Source organism: Glycomyces sp. NPDC049804 (assembly GCF_040674615.1).
GTDB classification, from domain to species: Bacteria; Actinomycetota; Actinomycetes; order Mycobacteriales; family Micromonosporaceae; genus Glycomyces; species Glycomyces niveus.
The window spans coordinates 45,925-57,847 of record NZ_JBFAMQ010000019.1 but is presented as its reverse complement, the minus strand read 5'-3'; the positions used below and the strand labels follow the sequence as shown (position 1 = coordinate 57,847).

The 11,923-nt window shown below is 70.7% G+C and carries 8 protein-coding genes and 2 tRNA genes; 5 read left to right on the top strand and 5 right to left on the bottom strand.

Annotated features, from left to right (window positions below):
• Positions 1 to 10 precede the first annotated feature (10 nt).
• Entirely contained in the window at positions 11 to 3,085 is a 3,075-nt protein-coding gene (locus AB0K52_RS22785; protein WP_363535819.1) for a glycoside hydrolase family 3 C-terminal domain-containing protein, read from the top strand.
• 57 nt (positions 3,086 to 3,142) lie between these two features.
• On the opposite strand, the gene AB0K52_RS22780 is transcribed toward AB0K52_RS22785, so the two are convergent.
• From AB0K52_RS22780 to AB0K52_RS22760, 5 genes are all read right to left on the bottom strand, one after another.
• Positions 3,143 to 3,949, bottom strand: coding sequence for a hypothetical protein (locus AB0K52_RS22780; RefSeq protein ID WP_363535816.1), 807 nt, complete (start codon positions 3,947 to 3,949; stop codon positions 3,143 to 3,145).
• A 167-nt stretch (positions 3,950 to 4,116) separates the two neighbouring features.
• Complete coding sequence (locus tag AB0K52_RS22775) at positions 4,117 to 4,998, bottom strand: NUDIX hydrolase (protein WP_363535813.1); 882 nt, start codon at positions 4,996 to 4,998, stop codon at positions 4,117 to 4,119.
• On the bottom strand, positions 4,995 to 7,043 hold the full coding sequence (locus tag AB0K52_RS22770; RefSeq protein ID WP_363535811.1) for an RNA degradosome polyphosphate kinase: 2,049 nt from the start codon (positions 7,041 to 7,043) through the stop codon (positions 4,995 to 4,997). The genes AB0K52_RS22775 and AB0K52_RS22770 overlap by 4 nt, the downstream gene beginning before the upstream one ends.
• Positions 7,044 to 7,339: 296 nt before the next feature.
• Positions 7,340 to 7,414, bottom strand: a tRNA-Asp gene (locus AB0K52_RS22765).
• A 90-nt stretch (positions 7,415 to 7,504) separates the two neighbouring features.
• Positions 7,505 to 7,577, bottom strand: a tRNA-Glu gene (locus AB0K52_RS22760).
• A 244-nt stretch (positions 7,578 to 7,821) separates the two neighbouring features.
• Between AB0K52_RS22760 and pheA the strand changes: the two genes are divergently transcribed.
• From pheA to AB0K52_RS22740, 4 genes are all read left to right on the top strand, one after another.
• Positions 7,822 to 8,736, top strand: coding sequence for a prephenate dehydratase (pheA, locus tag AB0K52_RS22755; RefSeq protein WP_363535808.1), 915 nt, complete (start codon positions 7,822 to 7,824; stop codon positions 8,734 to 8,736).
• 30 nt (positions 8,737 to 8,766) lie between these two features.
• Positions 8,767 to 9,423, top strand: a complete 657-nt coding sequence (locus tag AB0K52_RS22750; protein ID WP_363535805.1) for a GPP34 family phosphoprotein — start codon at positions 8,767 to 8,769, stop codon at positions 9,421 to 9,423.
• Between the two features lie 207 nt (positions 9,424 to 9,630).
• The gene (locus AB0K52_RS22745) at positions 9,631 to 10,212 is read left to right on the top strand and encodes a helix-turn-helix domain-containing protein (RefSeq protein ID WP_363535802.1); all 582 of its coding nucleotides are present in this window, start codon (positions 9,631 to 9,633) and stop codon (positions 10,210 to 10,212) included.
• A 110-nt stretch (positions 10,213 to 10,322) separates the two neighbouring features.
• Complete coding sequence (locus AB0K52_RS22740) at positions 10,323 to 11,651, top strand: MFS transporter (protein WP_363535799.1); 1,329 nt, start codon at positions 10,323 to 10,325, stop codon at positions 11,649 to 11,651.
• Positions 11,652 to 11,923: the final 272 nt, after the last annotated feature.

Sequence of the window (11,923 nt, the reverse complement as noted above, 5' to 3'; positions counted from 1 at the left end):
TAGGACGAGCATGACCGCTCCCGTGTACCTCGACCCCACCCGGCCCGTCGCCGAGCGCGTGGAGGCGATCCTCGCCCTCATGAGCGACGAGCAGAAGCTCGCGTGCCTCAACGGCGTCCCCGAGACCGTGCTCGCCGACGGCTTCACCCTCCCGGCCCACTCGAACGCCTTCAACGAGGTCCTCCACTCCTCCGGCAAGAAGCCCGACGCCACGTTCTTCCCCCAGGCCATCGGCCTCGGCGCCACCTGGGACACCGAGCTCATGGAGGCCGTCGGCGCCGCCGTCGCCCACGAAGTGCGCGCGCGCGACACCGACGTCTTCGCCTCCTTCGGCCCCGTCGCCGACATCCGCTCCAACCCCCTCGCCGGGCGCTTCGAAGAAGGCTTCGGCGAGGACCCGCTCCATGTCGGCGCCATGACCACCGCCTACGCCTGGGGCCTGCGCGGCCGCCACCCCGTGTACGTCAAGACCTTCACGCAGATGAAGCACTTCCTCGGCTACAACCACGAGTGGCACCGCTCGCAGAGCTCCTCGTCCATGGGCGCCCGGGCCTACCACGAGTACCAGGTCGTGCCCTACCGGATGCCGGTCGAGGCGGGCGCCGTGATGGGCGCGATGACCGCCTACAACAACGTCAACGGCGTGCCGTCGATCATCTCGCCGATCATGGACACCCTCCGGGAGGAATGGGTCGACGACCGCGAGTTCTTCTTCCTGCCCGACGGCTGGGACGGCGTCAACCTCCACACCACCAAGGGCCAGCCCTGGGACACCTGGGAGGTCGACCCGCGCGGCGACGTGCCGTACCCGACCGCGCTCGCCGCCGAGGAAGGCCGCGCGATCGACGCCGACGAGAACGGCGTCTACGCCTCGGCCCTCATGCTCCTCGCGGGCGTCAGCCACTTCGCGGACGGCTCCGAACTGCCGTTCCTGCCGAACGCCGCCGAAGCCGTGCGCCGCGGCGTCCTCGGCGTCAACATGTCCCATGTGGACCGCACGGTGCGCGACTGGCTCCGCTTCCTCCTCCGCACCGGCAAACTCGACGGCGACGCCTGCGAATACAACCTCGTCCCCGCCGACCCCCACCCCCAGGACCGGCCCGAGCACATCGCCCTCGCCCACCAGGCCGCCCGCGAGCAGTTCGTCCTCCTCAAGAACGAGCGGACCGCACTGCCCCTCCCCGACACCGCCAGCCTCGCCGTCGTCGGCCCCCTCGCCGGAATCAACCTCCGCGACTTCTACAGCCCCACCGTCCCCGCCGACCGCCGCCCCGCGCCCCTCGAGGCACTGCGCGACCGCTTCGGCACCGTGACCCACCACAGCGGCAACGACACCGTCGCCTGGCAGGCCGACGGCAAGTACCTCACCGTCGCCGCAGACGGCGCCCTCCGCGCCACCGCCGACCAGGCCGGCGGCACCGAGACGTTCGAGGTCTGGGACTGGGCGCACGACCAGCACATGTTCCGCCACAACGCCACCGGCAAGTTCGTCCAGGCGAACCTGCTCAAGCGCGACGACGGCCCGGCCACCTTCGAGAACCAGGCCGGCGCCTCCGGCGGCGGCGGACCGATCCTCGAAGCGGTCACCACCGAGATGGAGGACGGCGACGCCTGGTTCACCCACCAGAACCTCCACTACCGCCGCCTCGGCGACGGCAACGTCGAGCTGTTCGGCGTCAACCACGTCTCCGCCGAGGCCGACGGGCCCTACCGCCCGCGACTCGCCGACGACGGGTCCCTGCCGCTCGCCAAGGGCGACGAGGGCCTGCTCCTGACCGAGACCCTCGTCGAGGACGGCCCCGCGGCCGCCGCCGCCGTCGCGGCCGAAGCGGACTGGGCCGTCGTCCTCGTCGGCAACCACCCCATGGTCAACGCCCGCGAATGCTTCGACCGCCCCGGCCTCGACCTCGCCCCCCGCCAGGCCGACCTCGTCCGCGCCGTCGCCGCCGCCAAGCCCGGCCGCACCATCGTGGTCGTCGTCTCCGCCTACCCGCTCGCGATCGGCGACATCGCCGCCGACCCGAACGTCGCCGCCATCCTCTACACCTCCCACGCCGGACAGGCGCTCGCGCCCGCGCTGGCCGAGGCCCTGGCCGGGGACTTCTCGCCGGCGGGCCGGCTCACCTCGACCTGGCTCGCGGACACGTCCTCGCTGCCCAAGGCGGGCCCGCGCGCCGAGGCCTTCCGCGTCAGCGACATCGACATGCTCGAATACGACGTCATCAGCGCCGGGCTCACCTACCAGTACTCGAAGGCCGAGCCGGTCTTCGCGTTCGGGCACGGCCTGAGCTACACCGAGTTCACGTACGGCGCGCTCGAAGTGCCGGCCGAAGCCGAGGCGGACACCCCCTTCACGGCGGCGGTCAACGTGACCAACACCGGCGAGCGCACCTCCGACGAGGTCGTGCTGCTCTTCGCGGCCATCGCCGAATCCGCGTACGGCGACCGCGTCCCGGCCCGCCGCCTCGCGGGCTTCACGCGCGCCAAGGACATCGCGCCCGGCGAGACCCGCCGCGTCGAGATCCCGGTCGACCCGCGGCACCTGTTCGTGTGGGACGTCGTGAGCGGCAAGCGCATCGTCGAGACCGGCGACTACCGCTTCACCGCCGGCCTCGCCGGCCCGCAGGCCGAGGTCCGCATCGAGGGCGAGGCCATCGCCGCGCTCGACCTCTCCGAGACCGCGAACGTCTGGGAGAAGGCCACCATCGCCGAAGGCCTGACCTACTGGGAGGTCTCGAAGCTGCACACCCTCAAGCGCGAGGGCGGCTACCACTCGACCGGCTCGCGCCGCCCGGGCAGCCACGTGGGCTTCACCAAGGCGGTCCTGGACGGCGCCACCGAGATCCACCTCCGCACTGCCACCACCACGGCCGACTGGACCGACCTCGCCGACCCGGTGATCGAAGTCCGCGCCGGCTCGGCCGACGGACCGCTCCTCGCCGAAGTCGAGGTCCCGAAGACCGCTGGATTCCAGTCGTTCACGGACGTCTCGGCGCCGCTCGCGAACGCCGAAGGCGTGCAGGACCTCTACCTGGTCTTCCGCACCGGAGGCATCTACATCGACACCATCCGCCTGGCCCGCTAGGCAAGAGCGAGAGGGGGTGCCGGACCGACAGGTCCGGCACCCCCTTCAAGTTGTCGGCTACTCCTCGAACAGGCCCGCTGCCGAACCTGACGCGATGAACTTCGTGATCCACGCTTCGAGCTCTTGACGGTCGCTTGAAGCCTCGATGCGCTGCCGTTGCTCGGCGGTGATACCGGCTTGCGTGGCCTCGAGCATGCTGACGAGGATGCGCCGCGACTGCAGGATCGCGCCTTCTTCGCGCCCTTCAAGGCGCAGGCGCTCGCTGTATTCGGAGTGGTACGGGCGGGTCTGCGCGCGCATGAGTTCCTCCAGCATTCGGGCGGGCTCGTCTTCCAGGATCGTGAGCAGATGCTTGATGTAATCGGCCGCTCGCCCTGGTTCGATGGTACCGAGGCGGCGGTCGAGTGTCGAGATGAACAGTTCGGCTTTGCGTCCTTTGGCGGACTCGCCGTAAACGGCGGTGATCACGGCCGCGGCTGCGGTGGGCAGGCGCTCGGCGTCGAATGCCTCCGGGAAGTCCGACGAGCCGACCGAGTGCACGTTGATGGTGTTGTTCGGGCCGAGTTCGATGCCCTTCCTGTACTTGCGGGCCACCGCGTCGTCGGGACAGACGAGCACCAGCTCGATCGGCAGCCGGTGGTCCTCGAAAGCACGGGTCATGTAGCCCGGTAGCCGGTAGTGCTTCTCGTTCTTCCATTCGTTCTGGACTTCGATGATGACGACCCTGTCCTCCTCGTTCGGAAACGACAGGGCCACCATGACATCGGCTCGGCGCTCGGTCCTTCCTACGGAGCCGACCGAGGTGGAGCGCGTTTGGGCGCCGGTGCAGACCGCGACCCGTCGGTCATGGTCGGCCAGGTCCATCAGCCAAGCCGCCGTGAGCGGCTCGTCTTGGATGGCCTGGATGATGAGTTCGTGTGCCTCTCCGGGCATCAGGGGGGATCCCTTTCGTTTCGTGGTTCCCCTGTGAAACGAGTGGTTGACCCCGTGGACGCGCCTGTGTCGGAAAACCGACAGTCCGTTCGAGGAGATCAGTCGTGGTGCTCGGTCGCGACCAGCTCGCCGGCGGCGGTGTGGAAGACCACGAAGGCGCCCTTCTCCAAGGGGGCCAGCGACACCGGGGTGCCGAGGCGGTTGCTCACATACGTGATCATCTCGTCGATGTGCTCGCCGTGGCCGCAGATCACGGCGGGTTTCCCGGCGGCGACGATCTCGTCCAGGCGCGCGGCGACATCGGCCGGTTTGCCGGTGCCCAAGGTGAACTCGGGCAGGCCGGTCACCGGGACCGACTCGGCCGCGCAGAACGGCAGCAGGGTCTCCAGGCAGCGGGCGCTGGTCGAGCTGTAGGCGCTGCCGGTCGGGTAGCCGGCGAGCAGGACCTCGAGCTGCTGGGCCCGTTCGCGGCCGCGCTGGTTCAGGGGCCGCAGCTCGTCCTGGTCGAACCAGTCGGCCTTGGACATGGCGATCGCGTGGCGCACGAAGACGATCGGGACCGTCTCCCGGGCGAGCTGCCGCGAGAAGTCCTCCAGGACCGGCTTGTCCCGTTCGTAGGTGAGCCGGTCCGAGACCGCAGCGAGCGGGACCCATTCGAGGTCGTCGACCTCGCGCGGGTCCACCGCTTCGTCGACCGCGTCGCCCGCCGCCGGGGTGGCGCACCAGTAGTCGACGCGCTTGAGCTTGCCTTCCTTGTCGTAGAAGGAGGGCGCGAGCGGACGGCCCAGCACCGGGCGGATGCCCGTCTCCTCGAACACCTCCCGCTGCGCGGCCGCGAGCAGGTGCTCGCCGCGCTTCAGCTTGCCCTTCGGGAACGTCCAGTCGCCGTACTTGGGCCGGTGGATGAGGGCCAGCTCGGGCCCCTCCTCGCCCTCGCGCCACAGGACGGCTCCGGCGGCGAAGATCTCTGGTTGGGTCAACGGTGCTCCTGCATGAGTTGTTCCTGGAGGTCGCTCCCGCTGCGCTGGCGGGTCCACAGGCCCAACGGGCCGAGCCTCCAGGTCCGGATGTCGGCGTCCATACCGCGGTCGAGCAGCGAGGTGAGCTGCGCGCGGTGGGCGTCGCCTTCGACTCGCACGAGCACCTCGACCCGGCGGTCGAGGTTGCGGTGCATGAGGTCCGCGCTGCCCAACCATACTTCCGGGTCGCCGCCGTTCTCGAACACGTACACCCGGGAGTGTTCCAGGAAGCGCCCCAGGACGCTGCGGACCCGGATGGTCTCCGACAATCCGGGCACGCCCGGGCGGAGCGCGCAGATGCCGCGGATGTACAGGTCGACGGGCACGCCGGCCCGCGACGCGTGGTAGAGCGCGTCGATGATGCCCTCGTCGGTGAGGGAGTTGCATTTGAACCGCAGCCGCGCGGGCAGGCCCTTGCGGTGGTTCTCGATCTCCCGCTCGATCCGCTCGATCAGGCCCTGCCGCAGCGAGTTCGGGGCGACGAGCAGCCGGTGGAAGTCCTCGTCGCGGGAGAACCCGGTGAGGTGGTTGAACACGGCGTTGACGTCTTCGCCGACCTCGGGGTCGGTGGTGAGGAGCCCGACGTCCTCGTAGAGGCGGGCCGTCGTCGGGTGGTAGTTCCCGGTCCCCACATGGCTGTACCGCAGGAGGGTCCCGTCGGCCTCCTGGCGCACCACGAGCGCGAGCTTGCAGTGGGTCTTGAGCCCGACGATGCCGTACATGACGTGGCAGCCGGCCTGCTCGAGCTTCTGGGCCCAGTCGATGTTGGCCTGCTCGTCGAAGCGGGCCTTGATCTCCACGACCACGACGACCTGCTTGCCGGCGTCGGCGGCGCTGATGAGCGCGTCGACGATGGGGGACTTGCCGCTCGTGCGGTACAGGGTCTGCTTGATCGCCAGGACCTTCGGGTCCGCGGCGGCCTCCTCGATGAGCCGCTCCACCGAGGCGGTGAACGAGTCGTACGGGTGGTGGACGAGGACGTCGCGGTCGCGCATGACCGCGAACAGGTCGGCGTCGGGCGGGAGGACCTTCTCGGAGGGCCGGAACCGGGGGTACTTCATCTCGGTGCGGTCGAGGTCGGCGATCGCGTCGAGCCCGGCCAGGTCGAGCGGCCCGGGCAGCTTGTACACGACCTGCTCGTCCACGCCGAGTTCGGCGATGAGCCGGTCGAGGACCTTCGTGTCGATGGTGTCCTCGACCTCGAGGCGCACCACGGGCCCGAAGCGGCGGCGCAGCAGTTCCCGCTCGAGGGTCTGCAGCAGGTTCTCGGTGATGTCCTCGTCGATCTCCAGGTCCTGGTTGCGGGTGACGCGGAACGTGTGGTGCTCCAGCACGTCCATGCCCGGGAACAGCTGCGCGAGGTGCGCGGCGATGACGTCTTCGAGGGGCGTGAACCGGCCGGGCGCGACGGCCATGAACCGCGGGAGCAGCGGCGGGACCTTGACGCGCGCGAAGCGGGTGGTGCCGTTGCGCGGGTCGTGCACCTGGACGGCGAGGTTGAGGGACTTCCCGGAGATGTAGGGGAACGGGTGCGCGGGGTCGACGACGAGCGGGGTGAGCACGGGGTAGATGCGGGTGCGGAACAGCTCGTGCATGCGGGCCCGCTCGGATTCCTCGAGGTCGGCCCAGCGGACGATCGCGATGTCCTCCTTGGCGAGGAGCGGCGCGATCTCGTCGCGGAAGTACTCGGCGTGCTCGATGCTCAGCTGGTGGGCAAGGCGGGCGATGCGGGTGAGGACGGCGTGGGGGGAGCGGCCCGAGGAGGTGCGCACCGGCAGGCCCGTGGCGAGGCGGCGGATGAGGCCGGCGACGCGGACCATGAAGAACTCGTCGAGGTTGTTGGAGAAGATCGAGAGGAACCTGACCCGTTCGAGCAGGGGCAGTTCGGGGGACTGTGCCAGGCGCAGCACCCGGCCGTTGAACCGCAGCCAGCTCTCCTCGCGGTCGAGGAACCGGTCAGGCGGCAAACCGGTGTCAACGAGGGGAACAGGGTCACTATTCGTCATACATCACAAGGTTAACGAAGAAAATGAACCCACGGTGAACGCGCCTTGAAATTCGCTCACGATCACCGGATCACTCATCCCGGCACTCCCGCACCGCCGAAGCGAACCGCAGCCAGACCCCGCGGCGGCCCCCGGCCGCGCCTCCGCGGTCCGAAGTGTCCGCCAGGTTGCGAGCGAGGGAAGGGCCGGGACCGCGCCGCCTCCCGCGCCCCGGTCTCCCGGATGCTCACCTCTTCGGGCGACGAGTGCCAGGGCACGAAAAAGCCCGCCGACGCATCGGCGGGCTTTCCATATTGCGGTCCCGACGGGATTTGAACCCGCGACCTCCACCTTGACAGGGTGGCGAGCACTCCTAGCTGCTCTACGGGACCTTGGTCGAACACTTTCGTGTCCTGCAAGGCCACAAGACCTCTGTATTTATACCAGGCGCTCACCGTGTGACCGGCGCCGCATCTGGGCTGTACCCCCAACGGGATTCGAACCCGTGTTACCGCCTTGAAAGGGCGGCGTCCTAGGCCCCTAGACGATGGGGGCGCTCAGTGATCCTGGCACACGACCGCGAGAGTCGCATTCCGATTTCTCTGGGCTTACCACCGCGGAATTCCGCTTGGGCTCGACAATCATACGAGACCGCGGAAGCCCCGTCCACGGCGGGTCGCCGATGAGATCGCCGTCTCATCCTCACCGGTGCCGTCCGGGACGCCGCCGGGCCGCGTCGCGCGGCTCGAAGCGCAGCTCGCGGGCCTGGTCCGGCCGGTCGCTTGCTAGCGTTGGGCCCATGGAGTTCGCTTTCCTCGGACCGCGCGGGACCTTCACGGAGGCCGCCCTCCGCCGCCTGCCCGCCGCCAAGACCGCCACCGCCACGCCGATGCCCTCGATCTTCGAAGTCCTCGACGCCGTGCGCCGCGGCGAGGTCGACGCGGGGTTCGTGCCGATCGAGAACTCCCAGGAGGGCACCGTCACGATCACCGTCGACGAGCTCGTGGGCGGGGACCCGCTCGTGATCGTCGGCGAGGTCGTCCTCCCGGTCACGTTCGTGCTCGCCTCCGAGAAACCCGTCGGCGAGATCCGCACGGTCGCCTCGATGCCCGTCGCGCTCGCGCAGGTCCGCAAGTACCTGCGCCGCGAACTGCCCGACGCCGTGGTCCACCAGGCGCTGTCGACCGCCCAGGCGGCCCAGCGCGCCGCCGACGGCGAGTTCGACGCCGCCGTGTGCCCGCCGTTCGCCGCCGAGGCCGTCGGGCTTCCCGTGCAGGCCTTCGACATCGGCGACAACCCGAACGCCGAGACCCGCTTCGTGCACGTCGTGCGCCCGACCGCGCCGCCGGAGCCGACCGGGAACGACATCACCTCGCTGGCCGTCTACATCGACTACGACCGGGTCGGGGCGCTGCTGGGCGTCCTCACCGAGTTCGCGATCCGCGGGATCAACCTCACACGGATCGAGTCGCGCCCCACCGGCGAGCGCCTGGGCCGGTACGCGTTCTTCCTCGACTGCGCCGGGCACCTCGCCGACGCGCGCATGGGCGAGGCGCTCATGGGCCTGCGCCGCATCTGCGCCGACGTCCGATACCTCGGCTCCTATCCGCGCGGCCACTCCGACAAGCCGGTCCCGCCGCCTCCCGGATTGAGCGACGCCGACTTCGCCGGCGCCGCGGCGTGGCTCGACCGCCTCCGCTCCGGGGGCGCGTGAACGGCCGCCGGCCGCTTTAAGCTGGGGGACATGACCTCCCTCGTCAGTGAACTCCTCCTGCTCGCCTACGACGACCGCACCGGCCGCGACCGGTCGGGCGGCTTCCTCGAGATCGGGTTGGGCGGCGCGGTGGTCCTCGAACTCGCGATCGCGGGCCGCCTCGACGTGGTCGACAAGCGCGTCCAGGCGGTCCCGGGCGCACCGCTCGGCGACCCGCTCCTCGACGAGCGCCTGGCCGCGATCGCGGCCGACAAGCCGCGCACGCCCAAGGCCGTGGTCGAGCGGACCGCGAAGAAGCTCAAGCCGGTCGTGCTCGAGCGGCTGGTCTCGGGCGGCGTGCTGCGCCGCGAGCGCGACAAGGCGCTCGGGCTCTTCCCGTTCGACCGGTACCTGCCGAACGACCCGGCCGCCGAGGCCGAGGCGAAGGCGCGCCTCGGCGCGGCCGTGGACGCGGCGCGGGCCGATGACGCGCGGACGGCGGCGCTGGCGACCCTCGTGTACGCGCTGCGGCTCGAGCGGGCGGTGTTCCCGGACCGGAAGACCGGTCCGACCCGTAAGGCGCTCAAGGCGATCGCTGAGGGCTCGTGGGCGGGGGACGCGACGCGCAAGGCGGTGGAGGCCGCGCAGGCGGCGGTCATGGCCGGGGTGACGGCGGCGGTGACGGCGAGCGCGGCGGCGTCGAGCTGACCGAGTCGGGTGCGTCGGATGCGCGACGGTGCGGGGCTGGACGAAGTCCTCGGCCCGCCGCCGCGCGGGGCGTGGTTAGCTTGACCCATGTCTGAAACACCTGCTTCGCGTCCTGTCGGGGTGCCGGGGCCGCCGGTGCCGGCTCCGTTGACGCCGCCGGCGCCGCCGCTGCCTCCGCCCGCGCCGCGTCCGGTGGACAAGGAGCATGTGAAGATCACCGACCCCGAGCGGATGAAGGCGCTCGCGCATCCGGCCCGGATGGCGGTCTTCGACTTCCTGGCGGGGCAGCGGGTGTCGGGGTACGACGGGGCGACGGCGACGGAGATCGCCGAGGTCGCGGGGATGACCCCGAGCGCGATGAGCTACCACCTGCGCACGTTGGCGAAGGCGGGGTTCATCGAGGAGGCCCCGAGCCGGGGCGATGCGCGGGAGCGGTTGTGGCGCTTGAAGATCCACAGCTTCTCGATCCGCGCCGAGGCCGATGCCCCGGAGATCGACAAGGCGATCGAGCGGACGATGGGCGACGCGTTCATCGAGCAGCACGACCGGAACTACTCGCGGTGGCTCGACAAGCGGTTCGACGTGGACCCGGTGCTGCGGGAGGCGTCGCTGACGCAGCAGGCGCAGGTGCGCCTGACGGTGGAGGAGGCGGCGGAGTTCAGCCGGCGCTTCCAGGAGCTGGAGCAGGAGTACGCGGACCTGACCGCGGAGCGGGCGGCGGCGGGCGCCGATCCCGAGGACGGCACGGTGGTGTTCTACACGATGTTCCGGTTCTTCCCGCGGGTCTGACCTGCCAGGACGGGTGCGCGGCGCGGCCCGTCCCGGAGGTCTGAAAGAAAAACTTCGAAAAATCTGAAAAACCTCTTTCGTATCTCGATATGAAAGAGTAGTTTCGAAGCATGTCTTTCACACCCTCCCTCGATGGGACCCGCTGGTCCGACGTCTACACCGCCGCGACCTGCGCGTTCCTCGCCGGAACCGCGATGTTCACGGCCGACTTCGCCCTCACCCTCCGCCTCCAGACGGCAGGGTTCGGTGGCTTCGCCATCGCCGCGCTCATCATCTGCGCGACCCTGCCCCTGGTCCTCCTCGCGCCGCTCACCGGGCGCATGGCGGACCGCTTCGACAGCCGCGCGCTCATGGCGTTCTCGGGCCTGGTCCAGACCGCCGCGATCGTCGCGATGGCGTTCACCGACGACCTGTACGCGCTCTGCGCGCTGGTGATCGTGAACGCCGCCGGGACCGCGGTCCTGCAACCGGTGGTGAGCGCGCTCGTCCCGGCCATGGCGCGGCGGGAGGACCTGCCGCACGCGGTGGCGATGGTCCAGACCGGCACGCTGCTGGGCCTCGCGGCCGGGCCGGCCGCGGCCGGGTTCCTCATCGGCGCGAACGGGGTCGGCGCGGCGCTCATGCTCGCGGCCGGCTGCGCGATGGTGCGGGTGCTGCTGTGCTGCGACATCCGCACGCGGCGCGGCGGGGTGCGCCGCGATCCCCACGCGCACCAGGCGAGCGGTGGCACCGGTTGGCGGCTGGGCGGCGACCGGCTGCTGACCGCGATGGTGGTGGGGCTGAGCGCGGTGATCGCGGCGATGTGCGCGGTGAACGTGCTCAGCGTGTTCCTGGTGCGCGAGGTCTACGGCGCGACCGAGGGCATGTACGGACTCATCAAGGCCTGCTGGACGATCGGCATGGTAGGCGGGGCGTGGCTCGCGGCGGCCGTGATCCGGCGGCTCGAGCGCGACGTGCAGCTCGCGTGGATGCTCATGGCGTGCCTGGCGGGGGTCGGGCTGGTGTGCTTCGGGCAGGGGATGCCGCTGTTCACGGTGCTGCTCCTGGTGCCGCTCAACCTGATCGGCGGCATCTTCAACGCCGGGGAGAACTCGGCGCTGGGCATCGCGGTGGCCCGCCGGGTCCCCGAGGCGTTCCGGGGCCGCGCGAACGCGGCGGTCGGCGGGCGGGTGAACGCGGCCCAGCTGATCGGGTTCCTCCTCGGCGGGGCGCTGTCGACGTTCCTGGACGTGCAGGTCGCGTTCGCCGCGGTGGGGCTCGTGTCGATCGCGATCGTGCTCGCCTGCCTGCCGGTGATCCGCCGGGCGGCCCGCGAGGACGGGGCGGGCGAGGACGGCTCCGGCCCGGTCGCCGCCGGGACCGCCTCGGCCCGCGAACCTGAGCTCGCGGCGGCGTTAGCCCCGCCCGGTTCGGGGTGGCCGCCGCGGATCGCGGTGTGAGACTCCGGGGAGGGGTGGGTGGGGCGGGGACTGCCATCCCGAACCCCCACCCACCCAGGGGAGTAGAAGGTAGGCCGATCCTCCCGCGCGGGTCCGACAATAAGTCGGGCCCGCGGCCGTTTTGTCGCCCGATCGTGTGAGGAAACGCGAGGCGCTAACCGGATCGGCTCGGGGGCGGGCGGGTTGCGAGCAGTCGTGGAGCGCGGGCGGCGGGGTGTGGTGGCCGGAGTGGCCTGCGGCTTTGGAGCGCGTGCGGTGGGGTGGTTGAGCGG

Excerpts from the sequence above, each read along its gene's own strand:
- AB0K52_RS22785 (WP_363535819.1), top strand. The coding sequence starts at position 11 with ATGACCGCTCCCGTGTACCTCGACCCCACCCGGCCCGTCGCCGAGCGC.
- AB0K52_RS22780 (WP_363535816.1), bottom strand. The coding sequence starts at position 3,949 with ATGGACCTGGCCGACCATGACCGACGGGTCGCGGTCTGCACCGGCGCC.
- AB0K52_RS22770 (WP_363535811.1), bottom strand. The coding sequence starts at position 7,043 with ATGACGAATAGTGACCCTGTTCCCCTCGTTGACACCGGTTTGCCGCCT.
- pheA (WP_363535808.1), top strand. The coding sequence starts at position 7,822 with ATGGAGTTCGCTTTCCTCGGACCGCGCGGGACCTTCACGGAGGCCGCC.
- AB0K52_RS22750 (WP_363535805.1), top strand. The coding sequence starts at position 8,767 with ATGACCTCCCTCGTCAGTGAACTCCTCCTGCTCGCCTACGACGACCGC.
- AB0K52_RS22740 (WP_363535799.1), top strand. The coding sequence starts at position 10,323 with ATGTCTTTCACACCCTCCCTCGATGGGACCCGCTGGTCCGACGTCTAC.